We start from the raw sequence: 19,988 nt of genomic DNA on the forward strand, positions 1-19,988 counted from the left end.
CTCCCTGCCGCACCGGCCCTCCGTACGGCGCACGCCGGGATGCGGCGGCCGCCCGTACGGGGTGCGATGGGAGCGGAGGAGGTGGCGGTACGTGGCACATGCGGTCTGGGCCGGTGCGCTCTCGTTCGGGCTGGTCGCCCTGCCGGTGCAGATGGTGACCGCGACGGAGAGCCACACGGTCCACTTCCACCAGTTGCAGCGCGGCACCTCCGACCGGGTGCGCAACAAGCGCGTCAACGAGCGCACCGGCAAGGAAGTCCGGTACGACGACATCGTCAAGGGCTACGACGCCGGGGACGAGTACGTGCTCGTGGAGCCGGACGAGCTGGACGAGATCGCGCCGGGCCGGTCGAAGCAACTGGATATCACCGGATTCGTCGATCTCGACGCGGTCGATCCGATCTTCTTCGACCGGACGTACTACCTCGCGCCCAGGAGCAAGGAGTACGCGAAGGTGTACGGCCTGCTGCGGGAGGCGCTGGCGAAGGCGAACAAGGCCGGCATCGCCACGTTCGTGATGCGCAACCGGGAGTACCTCGTCGCCGTGAAGGCCGAGGGCGACATCCTGGCGCTGCACACGCTGCACTGGGCGGACGAGGTACGGGACCCGCGCAAGGAGCTGCCGACGCTGCCCGGACGCGCGAAGCCGGAGAAGAAGGAGCTGGAGACCGCGGTGTCACTGATCGACGCGCTGACCGTCGAATGGGACCCGGCGGACTACCACGACACGTACCAGGAGAAGGTGCGGCGGCTCATCGAGGCCAAGCGCGCCGGGGAGTCCGTGGAGAAGGCCGAGCCCGCTCCGGAGCCCACCAACGTCATCGACCTGCGCGAGGCCCTGCAGGCCAGCGTGGACCGCGCGAAGGGCCGCCGGAAGGGCGGCGGGCAGCCGGCGTCGGGCGGGGAGTCGAAGTCCGGCGGGGAATCGAAGTCGGGCAGTGAACCGAAAGCCGGTCGGAACGCGGAGTCCGGCCGGGCCGGGCTCGACGGGCTCACCAAGGCGGAGCTCTACCGGCGGGCCACCGAGGCGGACGTGCCCGGCCGCTCCTCGATGGACCGGGACGAACTGATCGAGGCCCTCTCCGGCGGCGGGCCGAAGTCCCGCCGCCGCAAGAAGGCCTCTTGATACGACCTGGCACGACGTCAGCGGAGCGTCACGGCAGCGGCGTACCGCCCGTGGCGTTCACGATCTCCGCCGTGATGAACCCGGCGTGCTCGGACGCGAGGAACACATAGGCCGGGGCCATCTCGGCGGGCTGCGCGGGCCGGCCCAGCGGCGCCTGCTTGCCGAACTCCTGCGTGTCCGGCAGCGTCGCCGGGATCAGCGGCGTCCACACCGGGCCCGGCGCGACGGCGTTCACACGGATGCCGTCGGGGGCGAGCATCTGCGCCAGCCCCTGCGTGAAGGTGACGATGGCGCCCTTGGTCGTCGCGTAGTCCAGCAGGTGCGGGCTGGGCTTGTACGCCTGCACCGACGTGGTGTTGATGATGGAGCCGCCCTTGGGCATGTGCGGCAGCGACAGCTTCGACAGCCAGAACATCGCGTAGAGGTTGGTGTGCATCACGCGGTCGAACTGCTCGGTGCTGATGGCCTGGATGCCGTCCGGCTGGGACATCTGGTACGCCGCGTTGTTCACCAGGATGTCGATCCGGCCGAGCTCCGCGACGGCCCGCTCCACCAGCTCCCGGCAGGCGGACTCCGTGCGGATGTCGCAGGCGACCGCGACCGCCTTGCGGCCCGCCTCCTCCACCAGCCGTGTGGTCTCCCGGGCCTCGTCGGCCTCCTCGGGCAGATGGGTGAAGACCACGTCCGCTCCCTCGCGCGCGAACGCCAGCGCCACCGCCCGGCCGATACCGGAATCGCCGCCCGTCAGCAGCGCCTTACGGTCCGTCAGCTGTCCGCTGCCGCGGTAGGACTCCTCGCCGTGGTCGGGCGGCGGGTCCATCGGTCCGGTCCAGCCGGGGTGCTCCTGGTCCTGCTGCCGGAATTCGGGCTTCGGGTATTTCTCCCGGGGGTTCTGCGGCTGCCCGCTCGCGGTGCCGTTCCCCGCGTCGTCGTGGTGGTCCGGGTTCTGCGCGGCCACTGTTTCCTCCTGTTCCACATCGACCGTATTCCGTGGTCAGCCGCCCCCTTCGGCTGTGCCACGGGTCCCCCGCCCGACGGGCCTCAATCCATCATCGGGGCGCCCGGCAGGATCGGCGACCCGGCACCGGGCCGGCGCGGCGGTGCGGCACCCGAGAGGCATGCGGGTTTCCTTTCGCCTGGAGGCGGTACTCGGTGCGCCATGGACTTCCCTGCGGTGACTCCCGGACGGAGAAGCCCGAGCGAGATGACCTCATGACGCACCACACGAACACACCGGATGACGGCGACCGCCGGGGCCCCGCGAAGGGCCTGGCACTGCCCGAGCTGATGCGCGCGGCCCGCGCCCAGCTCGCCGAGCTCACCGGACTGCACCCCGAGACGATCACCCGGTTCGAGAGGACCGAGGACGGCTGGCTCCTGGAAGCCGAAGTGCTGGAGCTGGCCAGGGTGCCCGACACGATGAGCCTCATGGCCCTCTACGAGCTGGTACTCGACCACGAGGGACTGCTCACCGGGTACCGGCGCGTCGGCCGCTACGAACGCGCGAAAGGAAACCCGTAGACATGACTGTGCTCCCCGCTCAACAGCAGACCGGCCAGGGAGGCGGCGGCAGCAGCGGGCTCTACGACGTACTGGAGCTCGTGCTGGACCGCGGACTGGTGATCGACGCCTTCGTGCGCGTCTCCCTGGTCGGCATCGAAATCCTCAAGATCGACGTCCGGGTCGTGGTGGCGAGCGTGGACACCTACCTGCGCTTCGCCGAGGCCTGCAACCGGCTGGACCTGGAATCCGGACCCAAGAAGCAGCCCGGCCTACCCGACCTGGTCGGTGAGATGACCGAGTCCGGCGCCCGCGGGAAGAGCAAGGGCGCGCTCTCCGGCGCCGCCGAGACCTTCGCCGAGGCCATCGGCCAGGGCCGGGAGGCGGCCGGCGGAAGCAACGGCTCCCGGAGCGGGTCCGAAGGCGAGGAGGCCCCGCGCCGCACCCGGCGCGCCACCAGCTCCCGCAAGAAGGAGGAGAGCTGATGACCACGTACGTGTACGGCATAGCGCACGCCGACCACCCCGCGCCCGAGAAGCAGGTACTGGGCATCGGCGACCCGCCCCGCCCGGTCCGCATCGTACGCGCCGGCGAGCTGGCCGCCGTCGTCAGCGACTGCCCCGACGACCTGCGGCCCAAGCGCCGCGACCTGCTGGCACACCAGCACGTCCTCACCGAGACGAGCAGCGCCGGCGCGGTGCTGCCGCTGCGCTTCGGCTCCCTCTCGGCGGACGACGAGGCGGTGCGCGACGCGCTCGGTGAGCACACCGAGCACTACAAGACGCAGCTGGCCGAGCTGGCCGGCCGGGTCGAGTACAACGTCAAGGCCGTGCACCGCGAGGAGGCCGTCCTGCGGCTCGTCGTCGACGACGAGCCGGAGGTCCGCCGCCTCACGGAGTCCCTGCAGTCGGCCGGCGGGGGCAGCTACCCCGAACGCGTCCAGCTGGGTGAACTGGTGGCCAACGGCGTACGGGCCCGTGAGGTGAGCGACGCCCGTACGGTCGAACGGACCCTGGCGCCGCTGGCCGAGCAGTCGGCGCCCGGCCCCGAGGGATCGGGCTGGCTGGTCAACCTCTCGTTCCTGCTGCCACGCGGGGAGACGGCACCCTTCACCGAGGCGGCCCACCGTCTCGCCGAGACCCAGCCCCACCTGGAGCTGCTGGTGAACGGCCCGCTCCCGCCGTACAGCTTCGTCCGCCCGGCGCACTCGGCCTCGGACGGACAGGCCGGTGAGCGGTCGCAGGAGAAGTCGGTCGGCTGATGGGACTGCTCAAGGAAGTGCTGCTGCTGCCCGCCGCGCCGGTGCGCGGTACCGCATGGGTGCTGCGCCAGGTCGTGGCCGAGGCCGAGCGGCAGCACTACGACCCCCAGGCCATCCAGAAGGAACTACGGGAACTGGCCCGCCAGTTGGACGACGGCCGGATCGACGAGGCGGAGTTCGACCGGCGCGAGGACGAGCTGCTGGACCGGCTGGCCGTCGCGCGCGGACAGGCGCCTCGCGGACGCACACCACACGGACGACGGGAATGACGAGGAGACGGGTGAGATGAACAACCGGGCGGCACTGGCATTAGCCGTTGCCGGAGGATACGCACTGGGCCGCACGAAGAAGATGAAGCTCGCGCTCACCGTCGGCGGCATGGTTCTGGGACGGCGGCTGCAACTGGACCCGCAGCGGCTGCTGAGCCTGGTCGACGAGCGCCTGAAAGCGGACCCGCAACTCGCGGAGCTGCGCGAACAGCTGCGGGACGACCTCAGCGGCGTGGGCCGCGCGGCGACGGACGCGTTCGTCGGCCGCCGGATCGACGGGCTGGCGAACAGCCTCCACGAACGCACCCTCGGCATCCAGGACCGGATCGCCGGCGGCGTACTCCCGCAGGGACGGGACGCGGACGCCGAGGACGGACCGGCCCAGGAACCCGAAGCGGAGGAAGCGGACCGCGCGGCGGACGACCGGCCCGAAGGCGAGGACCGGCAGGACGAGGACCGGCGGGACGAGGACGAGCAGGAAGAGACCCGCGCCGCACGGACCCGTACGCCGCGGAAGAAGGCCGCCGGCAAGCCGTCCCCCGCCCGGCGCCCCGCGAGGACCGCGGCGAAGAGCGGCACGAAGGCGGCGGGCAGGACCGGCGGCAAGGCCGCGGGCAGGACCGGGACCAGGACGGGAACCGGGTCCGGCGGCAAGGCCGGCACCCGGTCGGCGGGCGGCGCCAGGTCGTCGTCCGGCCGGAGCCGGGAGGGTACCGATGGCTGACCGGACGCAGGGTGGCGCCGCCACCCAACTGAAGGAGAGCATCGCCCGCAGCCCGGCCACCGACCGGCTCAAGGAGGAGGCCGCCGCGTTCGCCGCGGCCCAGGCCCAGCGGCTGCTGATCGCCGGTGGCCGGAAGCTGGGCGCCGCGACCACCCGGCTGCAGGACATGGCCGAGGGCAACGGCCCCGGCCTGGGCCGGATGGTGCTGGACGGCGGCCGCCGCATCGCCGGCGGCGAGGGGCCGCTGCGGGCGGCCGTCGGCGCCGGCGCCGCCGGGGCGAAGGACCGCATCCGCGACACGCTGCGGAAGGCGGTCGGCGGCGCGCGGGCCGGCACCGGACAGGGTTCGTTCGTCACCGTCGTCGAGGACACCGACGTCGGGGTGCCGGTGCGCACCGCGTACGACCAGTGGACGCAGTTCCAGGAGTTCAGCAACTTCGCCAAGGGCGTGCAGGGCGTGGACCGCACGGACGACACCACGTCCGACTGGCGTGCCAAGGTCTTCTGGTCCACCCGCAGCTGGCAGGCCACGGTGACCGAACAGCTGCCGGACCGGCGGATCGCCTGGACGGCCAAGGGGGCGAAGGCGTCCCTGAAGGGGGTCGTCACCTTCCATGAACTGACGCCGGACCTGACGCGTGTCCTGCTGGTCATCGAGTACTACCCGCAGGGCCTCTTCGAACGGACCGGCAATCTGTGGCGGGCGCAGGGGCGGCGGGCCCGGCTGGACCTGAAGCACTTCCGCCGCTTCGTGATGCTGCGCGGCGAACCGACCGGCAGCTGGCGCGGTGAGATCCGCGACGGCGAGGTCGTCGAGTCGCACGAGGACGCGGTGGCCCGCGAGGAGGACGAGGCACCGGCGGAGACGCCGGACGCCGCGGCGGACGAGCGGGAGGAGCCCGCGGACCAGGGCGACGAAGACGCGCCGGAGGACCGGGACGAGCCGGCAGAGGCGTACGAGGACGAGGAGTTCACGGACGAGGACGAGTACGCCGACGAGGAACCGGAGGCGTACGACGAGGACGAGGACACCGAGGCGGAGGACGTCGAGGCGGAGGAAGTCGAGGACGCCGAGGCCGAGGAGTACGAGGACGAGCCCGAGCCGGAACGGGTGAGGTGAGCACACGCCCCATGTCGTACCCCGCCAGTGGCGCCGGCAGCGGCGCCAGCCTCGCCGACATCCTGGAACGCGTCCTGGACCGGGGCGTGGTGATCGTCGGCGACATCCGGATCAACCTGCTCGACATCGAACTGCTCACCATCAAACTGCGGCTGATCGTGGCCTCGGTGGAACGCGCCGAGCAGATGGGCATCGACTGGTGGCGCGACGACCCGTCGCTGTCGGCCGGCGCCCGCCGCAGGGAGGTGGACCGGGAAAACCGGGAGAAGAACCGGGAACAGCATGAACTGGCCCGGGAGAACGCCGAGTTGCGTGAGCGCATCGCCGCCCTGGAGGGCGGGCGGGACGCGCTGGAGGACAGAAAGGAGGAGTCACCGTGACCACGCTCGAGAACAACGGCCGGCTGACGTACGCCTACGCCGTCCTCCGCCGCGGCGCCCGGCCGCCGGCCGGTCTGGTCGGCATAGGGGAGGCGCCCGTGCACACCGTGGCCGAGGGCCGGCTGGCAGCACTGGTCTCCGCGGTGCCGGCCGCGGAGTTCGACCAGCCGCAGGTACGCGAACGCCTGGAGGACCTGGCGTGGCTGGAGGCGACCGCGCGGGCGCACCGCCGGGTCGTGGACGAGGCCGCCGCCGAGGTCGGGGTGCTGCCGCTGCGGCTGGTCACCGTGTACCACGACGAGGACTCGGTACGGGCCGCGCTGGTCGCGCACGCGGAGCGGTTCGGCCGGCTGCTGGCGCGGCTGGACGGACGGCTGGAGTGGGGCGTGAAGGCGTACGCCCAGGCGACGGAGGGCCGGCCGGCGGCCGGGCACGAGCCCGCCGCGCGGCGCCCGGCGGCCGAGGCGGAGACCGGCCGGGAGTTCCTGCGCCGGCGGCTGCGGGACCGCAAGGTCAAGGACAGCGCGCGCCAGGAGGCCGACGGCCTGGCACGGACCGTGCACGACACGCTGACGCAGGCCGCCGAGGACAGCCGGCTGCACCGCCCGCAGGACCCGAAGCTCGCCGAGGCCGTCGCCGCTTCCGGCGCCGCCGACGGTGACGGCCACGCCCCCGCGGGCTCCCGCGCCGCCGTGGTACGCGGCCCGAACCTCCTGAACGGCGCGTACCTGGTGCGCCGCGAGGAGGCCGGCGCGTTCGCCGAGCGGGTCGGGGAGCTGGCGGCCCGCTCCCCCGCCCTGCGGATCGAACTGACCGGCCCCTGGGCCCCCTACTCCTTCACCGACCTGCCGGACGAGGCACCATGAGCACCCCGGCCCCGCACACGCCCGTCGCCCTGATCGACCTGCTGGACCGGCTGCTCGCCGGCGGCGTGGTGATCGCCGGGGACCTCACCCTGCGCATCGCCGACGTGGACCTCGTACGGGTGGACCTGCGTGCCCTGATCAGCTCGGTGAACGAGAACGTGCCGTCGCCGTTCGCGGAACTCACCCCGCAGGGGGCGGCACCCGCGACGGACCCGGTACGCGCGGTGGCGCCGGTACGGGTCGAGGAGGTGCGGCCGTGAGCAGGCGGGTGGAACTGGACGAGGAGAGCGTCGAGCGGGACCTCGTACGGCTGGTGCTGACCGTCGTGGAGCTGCTGCACCAGCTCATGGAGCGGCAGGCGCTGCGCCGCGTGGACCAGGGTGACCTGTCCGAGGACCAGGAGGAGCGCATCGGCACGACGCTGATGCTGCTGGAGCGCCGCATGGACGAGCTGTGCGCGCGGTACGACGTGGGCCGCGACGAGCTCAATCTGGACCTGGGTCCGCTCGGCTCGCTCCTTCCGAGGGACGAGGACCGGTAGTGGCGAAGACTTCGAAGCTCCGTGGTGCCGGGAGTGCCGGGCCCGGCACCACGGACCGGCGGTACGGCGGCCCGGCAGTACGGCGGCCCCGCCACGCGGGCGGGGCCGCCGGTGTGCCGGTTCAGTGACCGGTCCGCCGGTTCAGCGCTCGGTGTCCTTCCCCATCGCGGCCCGCACGGCTGCCACCGCCGCGTCCCGGGTGCGGTCCGCCAGGCCGTGCAGCGGGCCGGTGACCACGTTCTTCAGCGCGGACTCCGAACCCGGGTGCGGATGGGTCGGCGCCACCGCCTCGGCGGCCTCGACCGCCTTCGCCATGCCGCGCAGGGCGTTCTGGTCGGCGACCGCGCGCAGGTGGGTGAACTCCTGCTTCTCCTCCGCCTCGGCGTGCGCCAGCACGTCCTGGCGGAGCGCGGCGAAGAGCTCGTGGAACTCCGGTGATTCGGTGTCCATGTCCTCCAGTCGCTTCAGTGCCTCCTTGGCGCCCTTCTCCTCCGCCAAGCGGTCCTTCACCACCTGTCCGCCACCCTTGACGTGGTCGCGGACGTAGGGGTGGACGACCTCCTCCTCGGCCGTCTCGTGCACCGACAGCAGGCGCACCACGCGGTGGAAGGCCTGCTTGCGCTCGTCGCCCTTGCTGTTCGCGACGTCGTCCAGGAGGCGGCGGATCTGCTGGTGCTGCTGTTCGAGCAGCTCCACGACGTTCTTCTGCTTCTCGGTCATGTCGTGCGGCCCCTCTCGTCTCGACGTGCGGGACGCCGGACGAGTACCCCGCCGGCCCGGCCCGAGACGGCCGGAACCGGCCGCGCCGCCGCCCCGCGCGCGGCCGGAATCCGGCCCTTCGGCCCTCCGCTACACATAAAGACGAAATAAGCGCAAGATAGCCGTAGCGGCGCTCTGCACTTCAGGAAACAGAGCCGCGGAGATCGAAGGAGACGAGTCTGATGGCAGACGTCTCACACACCAGAGGCGATATCGCCAGTCACCCTGATGTTCCCGAGATGCGGGACCGGTACGCCCGCATGCTCGGCGGTCGCGATGTGGCGCTCATGGACGGGCCGGTCTTCCTCATCGGTCTGTACTGCGCCATCTCGCCCTGGACACTCCACTTCACCGCGAACCAGCCCGCCCTGGTGACCCACAACCTCATCCTGGGCATCGCGATCGGCCTGCTGGCACTCGGATTCACCGTCACACCGGAGCGGATGTACGGCATGAGCTGGGCCATGTCCGCCATCGGCGTGTGGCTGATCATCTCGCCGTGGATCGTCGGCAGCAGCCCCGACGCGGGAGTCGTCTGGAACAACGTCATCGTCGGCGTCCTGACCGCCCTGCTCGGGCTGGCCTGCGCGGGAGCGGCCGCGAAGGTGACCAAGCGGCCGTAGCGGACGGCGACGGACGAGAAAGGAAACGAACGGACAGCCGAACACCGGACAGGCCGGCCGGCCCGCCCGCCCAGGCGGACCGGCCGGCACACGGGCCCCGCGCCCGCCTCCCCTCCCCCGCTCCCCGCACTGCCCCGCACGGTGCATGAAGCGGCCGCACACGGTTACCCGGACCGGCACCGCCGGGCGACGGCCCGGCGGACGGCTCCGGCGGACGACTCCGCCGGGCGGCTCTGATTCGGGAGAGACATGTGATGGCCAAGAACGCGGAAGGCCCCGTCTTCGGGGAGGCACCCGTTCATGTCGAAGCCGGGGTACTGGTCCTGGACTGTGCGGAGCCCGAGCCGGTCGCCGAGTTCTACGCGAAGCTCATGGGCGCCGAACTCCCCGCCGAGCTGGGCGTCGAGCTCATCGAGATCACCGGCAGGGGCGGCACGCGGATGGCGTTCCGGCGGGACCACGGCGCCGCACCGCCCTCCTGGCCGCGGCCCGACGACTCACAGCAGTCCCATCTGCACCTGACGGTGCCCAGGGACCGCATGGACGACGTGGAGCGCCAGGTGATCGACTACGGCGGGCGTCCGATCGAGTCGCAGCGCAACGAGGGCGGCGAGGAGCTGCGGCTCTTCTCGGACCCCGCGGGCCACCCCTTCGCGCTGCGCTCCGTATGACCGCTCGGCACGACGGCGTCGCGCGCCCCGGCGGACCCGCCCGGCACACCGCTCCCGCATGCGCTCGACGGGCCCGTGCGCGACAGTGACAGCAGCGGCCATCGGCAGGAAGGGGTTGCCGTGAAGGGCGAGCGAGGCCTGACGACGTACGAGAGCAAGCGCGACTTCGAGCGGACCCGTGAACCGCGGGGGAAGCAGGCCGCCGGACCGCCGCCTGCCGACGGCGGCGATCCGGTCTTCGTCGTGCAGATCCACGACGCCTCCACCATGCACTTCGATTTCCGGCTGGAGGTGGACGGCGTCCTGAAGTCCTGGTCCGTGCCGAAGGGGCCGTCCACCGACCCGCACGACAAGCGGCTGGCCATGCCCACGGAGGACCACCCGATGGAGTACCGGGAGTTCGAAGGGGTGATCCCGAAGGGCGAGTACGGCGGCGGCACGGTGATCGTGTGGGACCAGGGGACGTACCGCCCGCTCCCGCCGAAGAAGCGCAAGGACCGCGTCGCGTCCTTCGCCGAGCGGCTGGAGCACGGGCACGTCACGTTCTGGATGGACGGCGAGAAGCTGCGCGGCGGCTACGCGCTCACCCGGTTCCGTACCGAGGAGTCCGAGGGCCGGGAGTCCTGGCTGCTGGTGAAGGAGAACGACGAGCGGGCGGCGCAGCGCGGCGCCCCGGACCCGCGCCGGGCCAAGTCGGTACGGAGCGGACGGACGCTCAAGCAGGTGGCGGCCGACGAGGGCACCGGCGCGGGCGAGGAGAGCTGAGCATGGCGGAAGGACTGCTGGAGTCGCTGCCCGGCGAACAACGGCGGCTGCTGGCCGAAGCGCCTTCGGGCGAGGAGCTGGCAGCCCGCCCCATGCTCGCGGTGCTCTCCGACCGGCGCGACTTCGACGGCGACTGGCTCTTCGAGCGCAAGCTCGACGGCGTCCGGGCGCTGGCCGTACGCGACGGGGACCGCACCCGGCTGCTGTCCCGCACCGGCCGCGCCATGGACGGCACCTACCCCGAGATCGCGGACGCGCTGGCCGCGCAGACCTGCCGGGACTTCGCGGTGGACGGCGAGGTCGTCGCCTTCTCGCGGGGCCGCACCGAGTTCTCCCGGCTCCAGCAGCGGATGGGCATCACCGATCCCGCGCAGGCCCGCGCCAGCTCCGTGGCGGTCACCTACTACGTCTTCGACCTGCTGCGGCTGGACGGCCAGGACCTCACCCGGCTGCCGCTGCGGACCCGCAAGTCGCTGCTCCGCCGCGCCCTGCGCTTCGTCTCCCCGCTGCGCTTCACCCCGCACCGCAACCAGGGCGGCCCCGAGGAGCTGGCCGACGCCTGCGACCGGGGCTGGGAAGGGCTGATCGCCAAGCGGGCCGACGGGCCGTACGTGCCGCGCCGCTCCGGCGACTGGCTGAAGCTGAAGTGCGAGCGCGGCCAGGAGTTCGTCATCGGCGGCTTCACCGAGCCGGCCGGCAGCCGCGTCGGCTTCGGGGCGCTGCTGCTCGGCTACTACGCGGAGGGGGACGCTGCGCTACGCGGGCAAGGTCGGCACCGGCTACGACCAGGCGGCGCTGCACCGTATCCGCGGCCTCCTCGACGAGCGGGAGCAGACCCGCTCGCCCTTCGGGGACGCGGTACGGGAGCGGGGCGCGCACTGGGTACGCCCCGAGCTGGTCGCCGAGGTCGGCTTCACCGAGTGGACCAGGGACGGCATGCTGCGCCACCCCCGTTTCCAGGGCCTGCGCGACGACAAGAAGCCGTCCGAGGTGGTACGGGAGGAGCCGCGGGCGGCGTGAATCCGGGCGGACGGACTCGGGCGGTCCGGCGGGAAGCCGGACCGCCCGCGCCCGTCCGGGCGCTCAGCGCACGTCGGTGACGCTCAGTGCACGTCGGTGACGATGAACCCGCCGCCCACGGTGGAGGGCACCCGGTGCAGCGGGACCGTGAGGTCCTGCTGCGGCACCCGGTACTCCAGCCGGGCCAGCAGCGGGACGAGCGTCTGGAGGAGGGCGAGCACGATGTCCTCGCCCGGGCAGCGGTGACCGCTGGAGACCTCGCCGCCGCCCTGCGGGATGAGGTCGTCGCGCCCCGGTTCGGCGTCCGTGAAGCGCGTGGGGTCGAAGGTGTACGGGCGGGGCCAGAGGGCGGGGTCGTGGTTCTGCCCGTAGACGTCGAGCAGGACCATCGTGCCGGCCCCGATCCGCTCGCCCTGCCACTCCAGGTCGCGCGCGGCCAGGCCGCCGAGGAACGGCACGAAGGGGTAGAAGCGGCGTACCTCGTGGGCGAAGCCCCGGGCGTACGCGGTGTCGCCCTTCGCGAGCGGCGCGCGGTGCTCGGGCCAGCGGTGCAGTGCGTGCGCGGCGAACGTCAGGAACCAGGCGACCGCGACGGTCGGCCGGATGACGTTGAGGATCTCCACGGCGGCCGTGTGCGGGTCCAGCGGAGCGCCGTCCGCCTCGTGGTGCCGGGCCACCTCCGTCAGCGCCGTACCGGTCGGCGGGCCCGGCTCCGTGTGCCCGGGGCCGGCCCGCCGGAGGTCCTCGATGCGGCGCGCCAGCCGCTCCTCCTGGCGGCGGCGGGCGCGGCGGGCCCGCCAGTGGCGCGGTCCCGGTGTCGCGAAGCCGTCCACCATCGCCACGAGGTCGGCCGCCGTCTCCCGCGCCTCCTCGTCGTCGAGCGCGATGCCCGCCCAGCCGCAGACCGTACGGGTGAGCAGCAGCGCGAACGCGTCGAAGAGGACCACGTGCGACCGGCCGGCCCAGTCGGCACGGGATCGCTCCCACTCCGCCTTCGCGCGCTCGGTCAGGTCGGCGATGCCCTCCCGGTCCTTGAGGAGGTGCACGAAGAGGGCCTTGCGTACCCGGTGCCGCTCACCGTCGAGCGTGTGCACGGCGCCGCGGCCGAAGAGGGTGTCGAGCACCGGCCCGGGCAGCGCGTCGCGCCGGTGGACGTGGCCCTCGTCGTAGAAGAACCGCACGGCGTCCGTGCCGTGCAGCGCGATCGCCGGCTTGCCCAGCAGCCGGGTACGGACCGGCGCGCCGCCGTTGCGGCGCCGCCGGTCCGGCAGCCAGGCGTACCCCTCCAGCAGGAGCGGCACGGTGCTGTCGGACAGGGAGGACAGCGCGGGCAGGGAGGACAGGGGCACCGCCACGGCCTCAGTCCTCCTCGGCACGCGGGGACCCGGACCGCGGGGGCCGGGTGCGCTCGGGCCGCTCCGGGTCGCGCCGGGTGCCGGCCTCGGCGCGGGCGTCCTCGTCGACGTCCTCCTGGGCGTCCAGACTGGGCGTCAGCGGGTCGCCGCTCTCGCCGACGACGTGCCGCCGCTCCTCGGGCTCCGCCACGCGCGTCTCGGCGTCCTCGAACTCGGCCAGCACCTCCTTCGCCGCCGTGTCCCGGTCCCGGGGGTCGCCCCGGCCCGCGCCCTTCGCGGCGCTGCGACCGTTCTCGTCGTGTGCGTTCTTCCGAGTCATAACACTCCGTTCCGTCCTTCCGGGACCGCCGGGTGCCCCGCCGCACGGGCCTCAACTCATGATGGTGGTCCACGTCATATCCGGCATCACGGGACGTTCCGCCGGCCCCTCGCTAACCCGCCACCTTGGCGAAGATGCTGTCGTCGAGCCGGTCCAGGAGCTCAGCGGGGTCGGCGTACACCTCCGAAGCGCCGGCCTCTTCCAGGTCGGCGCGCGGAATCCCGCCGCACAGCAGGGCGACGGCCGGGACCCCGGCGCGGGCCGCCGCCTGCATGTCCCAGACCGAGTCCCCCACGAACACCGCCTGCTCGGCCGTCACCCCGGCCAGCTTCCGGGCGTGCTCCACCGGCTCGGGCGCGGGCTTGCCCTCGTTCACGTCGTCCGCGCTGGCGGTGTCCGTGATGGCGTCGTCGGCGTCGACGGCCCGGCGCAGCGCGGCCAGCTCGTACCCGCCCGCCGAGGTGACCAGGACGTTCCGCCAGCCGCGCCGGGCCAGGGCGCGCAGCAGGTCGCCCGCCGCGTGCAGCGCGGGCAGCCGGTCGAAGTACGTCGCGTACAGCGTCTTGTGCGCGGCGCTGATGCCGGCGTCCTGGCCGGTGTCCCGGTCCGCCCCCAGCACATGGGCGATCAGGTCGCTCGACGGGCGCCCCAGCGCATGGTGGACGGTGGTCATCGCCACGTGGTGGCCGTACTGGCGGAACGCCTCCCACCAGGCGGTGACGTGCAGGTGGTTGGTGTCCGCGAGCGTGCCGTCGACGTCGAAGAGTGCCGCGCGTGCCATGGATGTGCCTTTCCGTCGGGGGCCTGCGGAGTACCCGCGTACCCGTCACAGCGTGACCACGCTCGCGCCCGCCCGCCGACCGCCACCGTCCGAACGGGTGAGACGGGGCGCGGCCGGCCGAGCCGCCTGCACCACCAGGTGCACGACGAAGAACTGCACCGCCCCGGGCGGATCAGACCGCCGGCGCCGTCGGCAGCGGCAGCCCCGTGTAGTTCTCGGCCAGCTCGGCTGCCGCGTGGCGGGAGGCCGCGATGCGGTCGAGCTGGGAGATCTGCAGGCGGGTCTCGAAGGGGGACTGGCCGGGCGCGGTGTGCAGGGTGGTGGTCATGAAGTACGAGAAGTGCTCGGCGCGCCAGACGCGGCGCAGACAGGTGTCGGAGTAGGCGTCCAGGAGGTCCGTCGCGCCGGTGGTGCCCCAGTCCGCGAAGGCGCGGGCCAGGACGATGACGTCGGCGGCGGCGAGGTTGAGGCCCTTGGCGCCGGTGGGCGGCACGATGTGCGCGGCGTCGCCGGCCAGCAGGACCCGGCCGTACGCCATCGGCTCGGTGACGTGGCTGCGCATCGGGAGGACCGACTTGGCGGTCACGGGGCCGCGCTTGAGCCGCCGGCTGGGGTCCGCGTCGAGGGCGAAGCGGGCGTCGAGCTCGTCCCAGATGCGGTCGTCGGGCCAGTCGGCGGGGTCGGTGCCGTTGGGGACCTGGAGGTAGTGCCGGCTGACCGACGGGGAGCGCATGCTGGCCAGCGCGAAGCCGCGGTCGGAGTGGGCGTAGATCAGCTCGTCAGCGGCGGGCGGCGCGTCGGCGAGGATGCCGAGCCAGGAGTACGGATAGACGCGCTCGTACGTGGTGCGCAGGTGTTCCGGCACGGCGTTGCGGGCCACTCCGTGGAAGCCGTCGCAGCCGACCACGTAATCGCAGGTGAGGGTCTGCTCCTCGCCCTCGTGGGTGTACCGGATCAGCGGGCGGTCGGTGTCGGCGCCCTCGACCGCGTGCACGTCGGCCTCGAAGAGGAGCGGGCCGCCCTCGGCGAGCTGGAGCGCGATGAGGTCCTTGACGACCTCGGTCTGTGCGTACACCGTCACCCGGCGCCCGTCGGCGAGGGAGGGGAAGTCGACACGGTGGGCGCGCCGGTCGAAGCGCAGCTCGATCCCGTCGTGGACCATGCCCTCGGCGTCCAGCCGCGCCCCGGCTCCGCACGCCCGCAGGGCGTCCACGGTGGCCTGTTCCAGGATTCCGGCGCGCTGGCGCTGCTCCACGTACCGGCGGTCGCGGCGTTCCAGCAGGACGCTGTCGATGCCGGCGGTGTGCAGCAGGCGGGCGAGCAGCAGGCCTGCGGGGCCGCCGCCGATGATCCCGACGGTGGTGTGCATACGTGTCTCCTCGTCGTCGAGGACGGGCCCGCGCTCCGACGTCCCAGGAGGCGGGCTTGTGCAGGATGTTCGCGTGGTGAAATAATGTTCACTGACGTTCCGCTGAGTCTGCGCCCGGCGCTGCCCGCTGTCAATGGTCCGCCGGACGGGACGCCACAGCGGACCTCCGGTGCGGCGGGCCGCCCGCATTCCTTACGGTGTCCTGACAGACCGCGACGGAGAGCCGATGCCACCGACCGACACCACGACGCCGCCCGACGCCGCCGCCGGGGCACCGGCCGAGGCCGTCACCCCCCTGATGCGCGGCATCGCCGTACTGCGCCGGCTCACCGAGGCCGACGGCACGCTGAGCCTGAGCGAACTGGAGCGCGCCACGGGCCTCGCCCGGTCCACCGTCGACCGGGTGACCGCGACCCTGGCCCGGATGGGCTTCGTACGGCTCGACGGCAGGGACGCCGTGCTCACCCCGCGCGTCATGGAGCTGGGCAACGCCTACCTGGCCGCGCTGCGGCTGCCCGGCCTGCTCGGCGGGCACGCCGACGCGCTGGCCGACGCGCTGGACGAGTCGGTGTCCCTCGCGGTGCCCGACCGGGACGGCATCCGCTTCCTCCACCAGGCGACCCGGCGCCGCGCGATGTCCCTCAGCTTCCGCATCGGCGACCTGCTGCCCGCCGAGCGCACCGCGCCCGGCGCGCTGTTCGCCGCCGGGTGGACCGAGGAGGAGTGGGCGCGGTGGCGGGAGCGCCGGGCCGCCGATCCGGAACACCGCGGCTTCCCGGCCGTACCACCGCGGGACGCCGCCCGGGCCGCGGCGGAAGGCGACCGCTTCGAGGAGCTCGCCCGGCAGGCGCGGGACCAGGGGTGGGCGCTGGACGACCAGCTGATCGAGCCGGGGCTGGTCGCGCTGGCCGTGCCGGTGCGCGCCCCGGACGGCTCGGTCGCGTGCGCGGCGAGCGTGGTGAGCCACACCAGCCGGCACAGCGCCGCCTCCCTGCGCGACACGCTGCTGCCCCGGCTGCGGGAGACCGTGACGGAGATGGAGCGGGAACTCCGGCAGGCGGAGACGACGCCGCGGGAGGCCGACCTCCCGCCGCCCGCGCCGCTCGCCGCCTGGACCGCCGCCTCCAAGCAGGAACTGGGCCGGGAATTCATCGAGTCACTGGCCCGCGGCCTCACCGTGCTGACGGCGTTCGGCGCGGGCCGGGCCGAACTGACGCTCTCCGCCGCCGCCGAGGCGACCGGGCTGGCCCGGGCCACCGCCCGCCGGGCCCTGATCACCCTGGAGCACCTGGGGTACGTCGCCTCCGAAGGGCGCGTCTTCCGGCTCACCCCGCGCGTACTGGCGCTCGGCTACCCGCCGCTCTCCCGCACGTCGCTCCCCCGGATCGCCGCGCCGCACCTCGCCACGCTCGCCGCGCGCGTGCACGACTCGGCGTCCCTGGCCGTACTCGCGGGCGACGACATCCAGTACACGGCGCGGGCCGCCACCACCCGCGTGATGAGCGTCAACATCACCACCGGCACCCGGCTGCCCGCGTACGCCACCGCGCTGGGCCGGGTGATGCTGGCCGGCCTGCCGTCCGCCGAGCGCTCCGCACGGCTCGCACGCACCGAACGCCGGCCGCTGACCCCGCGGACGGTCACCGGCCCCGCCGAACTGGCCGCCGTCCTGGACCGGGTGGCCGGCCAGGGCTACGCACTGGTGGAGGAGGAGCTGGAGGAGGGCCTCCGCTCGATCGCCGTACCGGTCCGCAGCGGTACGGGCGAGGTCGTCGCGGCCGTGAACGTCGCGATGCACACGGTCCGCCGCAGCGCGGAGGACTGCGTCACCGACGTCCTCCCGGAGCTGCGCGCCACGGTGGCGAGGATCGAGGCGGACCTGCACATCGCGGGCCGCTTCGCGCGCATCCCGACGGCGTAGACCGGCTCGTCGCGGGACGTTTCGCGCGCCCGGCGTGATGCGAACGAAAGGCCTAGCGCTCCTCGTCCCGCTTCGCGACCCGCAGCAGCAGGGTGTGCAGCGTCTCGCGTTCCTCCGCCGAGAGCGGGCCGGTCAGTTCCTCGGTGACGCGGTGGCTGGCCTCGTCGGTGTCACGGAGGTAGGTACGGCCGGCCTCGGCCAGGACGACGATGCGGCGGCGCCGGTCGGCGGGGGCCGGGCGGCGCTCGACGAGGCGGAGCCGTTCCAGGTCGTCGACGAGGCCGACGATGGCGCTGGGGTCGTAGCCGAGCCGTTCGCTCAGTTCCCGCTGCGGCGCGCCCTCGACGGTGGCCAGGTAGCGCAGCAGCGCGTAGTGGCGCAGCCGGAGGCCCGACTCCTGGAGGGCCGCGTTGAAGAGCTGCCCCGAGCGCAGGCCGAGCCGGTAGAGCAGGTATCCGGTGTCGGCGTGCAGCTCCCGCATCCACGGCTCGTCGGCGTCGACGGGCCTGGCCTGGACGGCGGGCTTTCCCTGGGGGGTCATGGCGCTCCCTGTTCAGAGCCCCGGGTGCGGGGCGGTCTCTCCGGCTCTCCATCTCACCAGCGGGCCCAGCATGCCGCATATTCGATTACAAGAACAAACATTGACGTCAACAATGATTGGTCTTAGCTTCGATCACGGCGAGGCCGGGAGCCGGACGAGCAGTCCGGACGCCTTCCCGCGGTACCGCCAACCCCCTTGTTCAGCAGACCTGTTGAGAGGACGCCACCATGTCCGGACCCGCTTCCCCCAGCCCCGTCGACCTCACCGGAAAGGTCGCCGTCGTGACCGGTTCCGGCCGCGGCCTGGGCCTCGCGTACGCCTCGGCGCTCGCCGCGGCCGGCGCCTCCGTCGTGGTCAACGACCTCGACGAAGCCGTGGCCGAGCAGGCCGCGAAGAGCATCACGGAGGCCGGCGGCCGGGCCGTCGCCGAGGCCGTGGCCGTCGGCACCGCCGAGGCCGCCGACCGGCTCGTGGCCCGCGCCGTCGACGAGTTCGGCCGGCTGGACGTGATGGTCACCAACGCGGGCATCCTGCGGGACCGGGTGCTGTGGAAGATGACCGACGACGACTTCGACGCCGTGCTCACCACCCACCTCAAGGGCACCTTCACCTGCGCCAGGGCCGCCGCCGTACGGATGCGGGAGCAGGGCGACGGCGGCCGGCTGATCCTGGTCGGCTCCCCCGCGGGCCAGCGCGGCAACTTCGGCCAGACCAACTACGCCGCCGCCAAGGCCGGTATCGCCGCGATGACCCGTACCTGGTCGATGGAGCTGGCGCGGGCGGGGATCACCGTCAACGCGATCGTGCCCGTCGCGGCGACGGCGATGACCGAGACGATCCCGGCGTTCGCCCCGTACGTCGAGGCGATGCGGCGCGGCGAGCCGCTGCCGGACTTCCTGCGCAAGGGCGAGGGCTTCGGCACGGCCGAGGACTGCGCGGCGCTGGTGCCCTTCCTCGCCTCGGACGCGGCGAAGGACGTCACCGGCCAGTGCGTCGGCATCGGCGGCGACAAGCTCGCGCTGTGGTCGCACCCGCAGGAGGTGTCCGTCGCGTACGCGGACGGGGGCTGGCGCCCGGAGACCGTCGCGGCGGCCTGGCACAGCAGCGTGGGCCGCGAGCCGCAGACCGTGGGCATCCCCGCCCCCGTGATCCCGGAGGCCTGAGCCATGACGACCGGCACGATGAACGTGGCCGAGCTGGTGGCCATCGACGTGCACACGCACGCCGAGGTCTCCAGCAAGGGGCAGGCGTCCCTGGACGACAGCCTGGCCGACGCCTCCTCCGCATACTTCAAGATCGAGGGCAACCGGAAGCCGACGCTGCCGGAGATCGCCGCGTACTACCGTGAGCGGAAGATGGCCGCGGTCGTCTTCACCGTGGACGCGGAGTCCGCGACCGGCACCGAGCCGGTACCGAACGAGGAGGTGGCGGAGGCCGCCGCCGAGAACGCCGACGTCCTGATCCCGTTCGCCTCCCTCGATCCGCACCGCGGCAAGGCGGCCGTCAAGCAGGCCCGGCGGCTGGTGGAGGAGTACGGCGTACGCGGCTTCAAGTTCCACCCGAGCATCCAGGCGTTCTTCCCCAACGACCGGCTGGCGTACGGCCTGTACGAGGTCATCGAGGAGACCGGCGCCATCGCCCTCTTCCACACCGGGCAGACCGGCATCGGCGCGGGCGTGCCGGGCGGCGGCGGGATCCGGCTGAAGTACTCCAACCCGCTGCACGTCGACGACGTGGCCGCCGACTTCCCGCACCTGAAGGTCATCCTCGCGCACCCGTCGTTCCCCTGGCAGGACGAGGCGCTGGCCGTCGCCACGCACAAGCCCGGAGTGCACATCGACCTGTCGGGCTGGTCGCCGAAGTACTTCCCGCCGCAGCTGGTGCAGTACGCCAACACGCTGCTCAAGGACAAGGTGCTGTTCGGCTCCGACTACCCCGTGCTCACGCCGGACCGCTGGCTCGCGGACTTCGAGAAGCTCCAGATCAAGGACGCGGTCCGGCCGAAGATCCTCAAGGAGAACGCCGCCCGGCTGCTCGGGCTCGCCTGATCCCACCGCAAGGCCCCCCAAGGAGAGCC

At 73.0% G+C, this 19,988-nt stretch carries 24 protein-coding genes and 1 pseudogene; 18 read left to right on the forward strand and 7 right to left on the reverse strand.

The features are described 5' to 3' along the window. Positions 1-91: 91 nt before the first annotated feature. Positions 92-1,126 (forward strand): non-homologous end joining protein Ku, encoded by a 1,035-nt coding sequence (ku, locus tag AAC944_RS04045; RefSeq protein ID WP_030606359.1) that lies wholly within the window; start codon positions 92-94, stop codon positions 1,124-1,126. 28 nt (positions 1,127-1,154) lie between these two features. Here ku and AAC944_RS04050 read toward each other — a convergent pair whose 3' ends face one another. Next, positions 1,155-2,084, reverse strand: coding sequence for an SDR family oxidoreductase (locus AAC944_RS04050; protein ID WP_051871233.1), 930 nt, complete (start codon positions 2,082-2,084; stop codon positions 1,155-1,157). A gap of 254 nt (positions 2,085-2,338) precedes the next feature. Between AAC944_RS04050 and AAC944_RS04055 the strand changes: the two genes are divergently transcribed. From AAC944_RS04055 to AAC944_RS04100, 10 genes are read left to right on the forward strand one after another with little or no spacing between them, the layout of a single operon-like run. Then, a complete protein-coding gene (locus AAC944_RS04055) occupies positions 2,339-2,647 on the forward strand; it encodes a gas vesicle protein GvpO (protein WP_030606352.1) in 309 nt (102 codons plus the stop codon). Positions 2,648-2,649: 2 nt separating this feature from the next. Further along, complete coding sequence (locus AAC944_RS04060; protein ID WP_030606349.1) at positions 2,650-3,111, forward strand: gas vesicle structural protein GvpA; 462 nt, start codon at positions 2,650-2,652, stop codon at positions 3,109-3,111. Beyond that, entirely contained in the window at positions 3,111-3,887 is a 777-nt protein-coding gene (locus AAC944_RS04065; RefSeq protein WP_051871232.1) for a GvpL/GvpF family gas vesicle protein, read from the forward strand. The genes AAC944_RS04060 and AAC944_RS04065 overlap by 1 nt, the downstream gene beginning before the upstream one ends. Beyond that, entirely contained in the window at positions 3,887-4,156 is a 270-nt protein-coding gene (locus AAC944_RS04070) for a gas vesicle protein GvpG (RefSeq protein ID WP_030606342.1), read from the forward strand. The genes AAC944_RS04065 and AAC944_RS04070 overlap by 1 nt, the downstream gene beginning before the upstream one ends. 16 nt (positions 4,157-4,172) lie before the next feature. After that, positions 4,173-4,880: a DNA primase gene (locus AAC944_RS04075; RefSeq protein ID WP_196942664.1), complete on the forward strand. Its 708-nt coding sequence runs from the start codon at positions 4,173-4,175 to the stop codon at positions 4,878-4,880. After that, positions 4,873-6,000 (forward strand): SRPBCC family protein, encoded by a 1,128-nt coding sequence (locus AAC944_RS04080; protein ID WP_030606336.1) that lies wholly within the window; start codon positions 4,873-4,875, stop codon positions 5,998-6,000. The genes AAC944_RS04075 and AAC944_RS04080 overlap by 8 nt, the downstream gene beginning before the upstream one ends. An 11-nt stretch (positions 6,001-6,011) precedes the next feature. After that, positions 6,012-6,380 carry a gas vesicle protein GvpJ gene (gvpJ, locus tag AAC944_RS04085; RefSeq protein WP_030606333.1) on the forward strand — a complete coding sequence of 123 codons (369 nt, stop codon included), beginning with the start codon at positions 6,012-6,014 and terminating at the stop codon, positions 6,378-6,380. Further along, on the forward strand, positions 6,377-7,246 hold the full coding sequence (locus AAC944_RS04090; RefSeq protein ID WP_030606329.1) for a GvpL/GvpF family gas vesicle protein: 870 nt from the start codon (positions 6,377-6,379) through the stop codon (positions 7,244-7,246). Before gvpJ ends, AAC944_RS04090 begins: the two co-directional genes overlap by 4 nt. Beyond that, the gene (locus AAC944_RS04095; protein WP_078888192.1) at positions 7,243-7,506 is read left to right on the forward strand and encodes a gas vesicle protein; all 264 of its coding nucleotides are present in this window, start codon (positions 7,243-7,245) and stop codon (positions 7,504-7,506) included. Before AAC944_RS04090 ends, AAC944_RS04095 begins: the two co-directional genes overlap by 4 nt. Then, a complete protein-coding gene (locus AAC944_RS04100) occupies positions 7,503-7,787 on the forward strand; it encodes a gas vesicle protein K (protein ID WP_030606323.1) in 285 nt (94 codons plus the stop codon). The genes AAC944_RS04095 and AAC944_RS04100 overlap by 4 nt, the downstream gene beginning before the upstream one ends. Positions 7,788-7,928: 141 nt before the next feature. Here the strand turns inward: AAC944_RS04100 and AAC944_RS04105 are convergent, their stop codons facing one another. Next, positions 7,929-8,507, reverse strand: a complete 579-nt coding sequence (locus AAC944_RS04105) for a hemerythrin domain-containing protein (protein ID WP_030606322.1) — start codon at positions 8,505-8,507, stop codon at positions 7,929-7,931. Between the two features lie 221 nt (positions 8,508-8,728). Here AAC944_RS04105 and AAC944_RS04110 point away from each other — a divergent pair, with 221 nt between their 5' ends. From AAC944_RS04110 to ligD, 4 genes and pseudogenes are all read left to right on the forward strand, one after another. Continuing rightward, complete coding sequence (locus AAC944_RS04110) at positions 8,729-9,169, forward strand: SPW repeat protein (protein ID WP_030606319.1); 441 nt, start codon at positions 8,729-8,731, stop codon at positions 9,167-9,169. A 254-nt stretch (positions 9,170-9,423) separates the two neighbouring features. Further along, positions 9,424-9,840: a VOC family protein gene (locus tag AAC944_RS04115; protein ID WP_051871230.1), complete on the forward strand. Its 417-nt coding sequence runs from the start codon at positions 9,424-9,426 to the stop codon at positions 9,838-9,840. A gap of 120 nt (positions 9,841-9,960) precedes the next feature. Continuing rightward, positions 9,961-10,605 (forward strand): DNA polymerase ligase N-terminal domain-containing protein, encoded by a 645-nt coding sequence (locus tag AAC944_RS04120; RefSeq protein ID WP_037771011.1) that lies wholly within the window; start codon positions 9,961-9,963, stop codon positions 10,603-10,605. Between the two features lie 2 nt (positions 10,606-10,607). Further along, positions 10,608-11,625 (forward strand): annotated as a pseudogene (ligD, locus tag AAC944_RS04125) (non-homologous end-joining DNA ligase). 83 nt (positions 11,626-11,708) lie between these two features. On the opposite strand, the gene AAC944_RS04130 reads toward ligD, so the two are convergent. From AAC944_RS04130 to AAC944_RS04145, 4 genes are all read right to left on the reverse strand, one after another. Continuing rightward, positions 11,709-12,941 (reverse strand): cytochrome P450, encoded by a 1,233-nt coding sequence (locus AAC944_RS04130; protein WP_030606307.1) that lies wholly within the window; start codon positions 12,939-12,941, stop codon positions 11,709-11,711. A 43-nt stretch (positions 12,942-12,984) separates the two neighbouring features. Beyond that, entirely contained in the window at positions 12,985-13,299 is a 315-nt protein-coding gene (locus AAC944_RS04135) for a hypothetical protein (protein WP_037771009.1), read from the reverse strand. Between the two features lie 112 nt (positions 13,300-13,411). Next, entirely contained in the window at positions 13,412-14,080 is a 669-nt protein-coding gene (locus AAC944_RS04140) for an HAD family hydrolase (protein WP_030606304.1), read from the reverse strand. 172 nt (positions 14,081-14,252) lie between these two features. Further along, positions 14,253-15,449 carry a 4-hydroxybenzoate 3-monooxygenase gene (locus AAC944_RS04145; protein WP_030606300.1) on the reverse strand — a complete coding sequence of 399 codons (1,197 nt, stop codon included), beginning with the start codon at positions 15,447-15,449 and terminating at the stop codon, positions 14,253-14,255. A 226-nt stretch (positions 15,450-15,675) separates the two neighbouring features. Here AAC944_RS04145 and AAC944_RS04150 point away from each other — a divergent pair, with 226 nt between their 5' ends. Further along, entirely contained in the window at positions 15,676-17,370 is a 1,695-nt protein-coding gene (locus AAC944_RS04150; RefSeq protein WP_030606296.1) for an IclR family transcriptional regulator domain-containing protein, read from the forward strand. 52 nt (positions 17,371-17,422) lie between these two features. Here AAC944_RS04150 and AAC944_RS04155 read toward each other — a convergent pair whose 3' ends face one another. Next, entirely contained in the window at positions 17,423-17,911 is a 489-nt protein-coding gene (locus AAC944_RS04155) for a MarR family winged helix-turn-helix transcriptional regulator (RefSeq protein ID WP_030606293.1), read from the reverse strand. A 227-nt stretch (positions 17,912-18,138) separates the two neighbouring features. Here AAC944_RS04155 and AAC944_RS04160 point away from each other — a divergent pair, with 227 nt between their 5' ends. Both AAC944_RS04160 and AAC944_RS04165 read left to right on the forward strand, forming a co-directional pair. Then, positions 18,139-19,074: an SDR family NAD(P)-dependent oxidoreductase gene (locus AAC944_RS04160; RefSeq protein ID WP_030606290.1), complete on the forward strand. Its 936-nt coding sequence runs from the start codon at positions 18,139-18,141 to the stop codon at positions 19,072-19,074. Between the two features lie 18 nt (positions 19,075-19,092). Further along, on the forward strand, positions 19,093-19,959 hold the full coding sequence (locus AAC944_RS04165; RefSeq protein ID WP_030606287.1) for an amidohydrolase family protein: 867 nt from the start codon (positions 19,093-19,095) through the stop codon (positions 19,957-19,959). Positions 19,960-19,988: the final 29 nt, after the last annotated feature.

The organism is Streptomyces sclerotialus (assembly GCF_040907265.1).
GTDB lineage: Bacteria > Actinomycetota > Actinomycetes > Streptomycetales > Streptomycetaceae > Streptomyces > Streptomyces sclerotialus.